This window comes from Microbacterium sp. 13-71-7 (genome assembly GCF_002257455.1).
Lineage (GTDB): Bacteria > Actinomycetota > Actinomycetes > Actinomycetales > Microbacteriaceae > Microbacterium.
Genome location: NZ_NCKN01000312.1, coordinates 1 through 3,781, shown reverse-complemented (window position 1 = coordinate 3,781; position 3,781 = coordinate 1). Strand labels below are relative to the sequence as shown.

At 71.7% G+C, this 3,781-nt stretch carries 2 protein-coding genes; both read left to right on the top strand.

Translation table 11 applies throughout. The annotated features are described in order from the left end of the window. Positions 1-72 precede the first annotated feature (72 nt). Positions 73-1,014, top strand: coding sequence for an HNH endonuclease signature motif containing protein (locus B7X32_RS19375; RefSeq protein ID WP_292723481.1), 942 nt, complete (start codon positions 73-75; stop codon positions 1,012-1,014). 91 nt (positions 1,015-1,105) lie between these two features. Continuing rightward, positions 1,106-3,781: DEAD/DEAH box helicase (locus B7X32_RS19370; protein ID WP_292723479.1), on the top strand; the 2,676-nt coding region annotated here is incomplete at its 3' end.

Genomic DNA, 3,781 nt, shown 5'->3' with positions numbered 1-3,781 from the left:
GCTGCGACGGCGCGGGGTGAGGATCTGCTGGACGAGGAGGGCCGTCCTGGGCCGTGTCCGTCGACGCAGGAGTTGGCGGATTTCTCCCGGGCGTTGATGTTGCGGTTGGATCCGGACGGGGCCGAGCCGGAGGATCGGGCGGGGGAGCGGAACAGGGGTGTCACGTTCGGGCGGCTCCGTGACGGGGTGGTTCCGTTTCGTGGCGGGTTGCTCCCGGCGACCGCCGCGCAGTTGCAGCGTCTGTTCGACGCGGTCGGCAACCCTGCCGCGGCCGATGCGCCCCCGGTCACCGGGGGCGGGGTCAGGTTCGTACCCGCGGACGCCACCGATACCGACGCCGGCGGGGCTTGCGATGCAGATGCCTCCGGTGGGGATGCTTCCGGTCTTCCGGATCCGGGGGATGAGCGCACCCCGGCGCAGAAGCGTCATGACGCGTTCGCGATGATCGTGACCGTGGCCGCCGCGTCCGGCGGGTTCCCCGAGCTGGGTGGTGCGGCGCCGACCCTGGTCGTCTCGGTCACGGCGGAGGATTACGTCAACGGGACGGGGCGGGCCCGTCTGGAGGGCACCGGCGGGGACGTCCCGGTCTCCGTTGCCCGGCAGACGGCGTGTGCGGGTGGGGTCCAGCGGGTGCTGTTCGATGAGCGGGGCCAGATCGTCTCGATCGGGACGACCGCCCGGATCTTCACCGCGGTGCAGCGTCGTGCGATCGTCCTCCGCGACCGGGAATGTGTGATCCCCGGCTGCGACGTGCCCGCGACCTGGTGCGAGATCCATCACGTCCGTGAGCACGCCGCCGGGGGTCCCACGCACACGAGCAACGGTGTCGCCCTGTGCTGGCATCACCATCGCACCCTGGACACCTCGGGCTGGCAGGTCCGGATGCGTCACGGGGTTCCCGAGATCCGGGGCCCGCACTGGTGGGACCCCCACCGCGGCTGGCACCGCCCCCGCACCCACCACCGCCCCCCTCCCCACCGCACCCCCGCCCACCCCCTCGCCCCACCCGGATGACACCCGCACGGGGGTTCAGCGCCCCGGTCGGTCACACCGCGGATGACCCCCGCCCGGGCGTCGTGTAGGCGGCGGCGCATAGACTCTTCAGGTGACTGTGCAGGGGATCATCCGCGCTCTGGAAGAGGAGGCGTCCGGTTTCAGGGACGCCCTGAGCTGGGCGCAGACCGACGCCGACCTGCTGGCGAGCGCCGGAATGGACGCGCCCATGCTCGCGGGACTCCTCGAGCGCCGGTCCGCGGCGGGGAAGCCGGCGGCGCTGCTCGTGATCGCTCCGACCGGTCGACGAGCCGAGTCGCTCGCCGCCGCCCTCGGCTCCTACCGGCCCGATGCGGAGATCCTCTCCTTCCCCGCGTGGGAGACGCTTCCGCACGAGCGGCTCAGCCCCAGCCCCGACACCGTCGGGCGGCGCCTGGAAGTGCTGCGCCGACTGCGGATCTGGTCGGGGGAGCGGCCGCTCATCGTCGTCGCCTCGGTGCGTGCGGCGCTGCAGCCCGTCGCCGCGGGGCTCGGTGACGTCGAGCCGCTCGAGCTCACGGTCGGCGGCCGCGGGTACGACCTGGACACGGTGGCGGCTTCCCTCGTCGAACGCGCCTACTCGCGGGTCGACATGGTGTCCCGCCGCGGAGAGTTCGCCGTGCGCGGCGGCATCCTCGACGTCTTCCCGCCCACGGCCGAGCACCCGTCCCGCGTCGAGTTCTTCGGGGACGAGGTCGATCAGATCCGCCTCTTCTCCGTCGCGGATCAGCGCTCCCTGCCGTCGGCGCCGTCCGGGGTGTCACTGCCGGCCAGCCGCGAGCTGCTGCTGACGGCCGAGGTCCGCGAGCGCGCCGGCGCCCTCGTCGACGCCTTCCCCGGGATCGCCGGGATGCTCCAGAAGATGGCGGAGGGGATCCCCGTCGAGGGCATGGAGTCGCTCCTGCCCGTCGTCGCGGGCCCCGTCGTCCCGCTGACGGACTACCTCCCCGAGAACGCCGCGGTCGCGCTCGTGGATCCGGAGCGCTCCGGCGCCCGCGCGGCGAGTCTCGGCGAGACGAACCGCGAGTTCCTCGACGCCGCCTGGAGCGCTGCGACCGCGGGAGCCTCGGCGCCGATCGATCTGCAGACCGGCGACTTCCTCTCCGTCGCGGAGCTGCGGACGGCCGTGCACGACCGCGGCGGCGTGTGGTGGCGACTGAGCGCCTTCGACGCCGGCTCCGAGGACGCCTCGTTCGACCGGGGCGCCGACGGCGTGAGCGCGGCCCCCATCCCTTCCTTCCACGGCAACGTCGATGGCGCGATCGAGTTCACCGCCGGCCGCGTCGCCGACGGGTGGCGTGTCGTGCTGGTCGCCTCGGGCCCCGGCCTCGTCGATCGCGCCCGCGACGTGCTCGCCGACCGCGGGGTCGCGGCGCGCGTGGTCGACGGCCTGCCCGGCGTCCCCGAAGCCGGCGTCGCGACGCTCGTCACGGGCGCCATCGAATCGGGGTTCCAGGTCGCGACCGCGAAGATCGCGGTCCTGACCGAGAACGAGTTCTACGGGCGCACGATCGGCGGCGACACCCGCGTCGTGAAGAAGCTCGCCTCGCGACGCAAGAACGTCGTGGACCCGATGCAGCTCAAGGCGGGCGACTTCGTCGTGCATCAGACGCACGGCATCGCGCGCTTCGTCGAGATGACCCAGCGCGAGGTCTCCTCGGGCGGACGGAACGCCGTCAAGACGACGCGCGACTACCTCGTGCTGGAGTACGCGCCGTCCAAGCGCGGGTACCCGGGTGACAAGCTCTACGTGCCCACGGACCAGCTCGACCTGCTCTCCAAGTACGTCGGCGGCGAGGCGCCCACGCTGTCCAAGATGGGCGGCAGCGACTGGGCCGCCGCGAAGGGCAAGGCGCGCAAGGCCGTGCGCGACATCGCCGTCGAGCTCGTGAAGCTGTACTCGGCGCGGATGGCGGCCAAGGGCTACGCGTTCGGCAAGGACACCCCCTGGCAGCGCGAGCTGGAGGAGGCGTTCCCATTCGCGGAGACCCCCGACCAGCTGCAGACCATCGACGAGATCAAGGCCGACATGGAGCGGCCCATCCCGATGGACCGGCTGCTGTCGGGCGACGTCGGCTTCGGCAAGACCGAGGTCGCCGTGCGTGCCGCGTTCAAGGCGATCCAGGACGGCAAGCAGGTCGCCATGCTCGTGCCGACGACGTTGCTGGTCAAGCAGCACCTCGAGACGTTCACCGAGCGCTTCGCGGGCTTCCCGGTCAAGGTGCGCCCGCTGTCGCGCTTCCAGACCGACAAGGAGGCGCGGCTCACGCTCGACGGACTGCTGGAGGGATCCGTCGACATGGTGATCGGCACGCACCGGATCCTCACCGATCAGGTCATGTTCAAGGATCTGGGCCTGATGATCGTCGATGAGGAGCAGCGCTTCGGCGTCGAGCACAAGGACGCGCTCAAGAAGATGAAGACGAACGTCGACATCCTCGCCATGAGCGCCACCCCGATCCCGCGCACGCTCGAGATGGCGGTCACCGGCATCCGCGAGATGTCGACCCTGCAGACCCCGCCGGAGGACCGGCATCCGATCCTCTCGTTCGTCGGGCCGAAGAGCGACAAGCAGGTCGCTGCGGCGATCCGCCGCGAGATCCTCCGGGAGGGGCAGGTCTTCTACGTGCACAACCGCGTGCAGTCGATCCAGCGCGTCGCGAGCGAGCTCGCCGAGCTCGTGCCGGAGGCGCGGATCGCCGTCGCGCACGGACAGATGGGCGAGCATCAGCTCGAGCAGGTCGTCGAC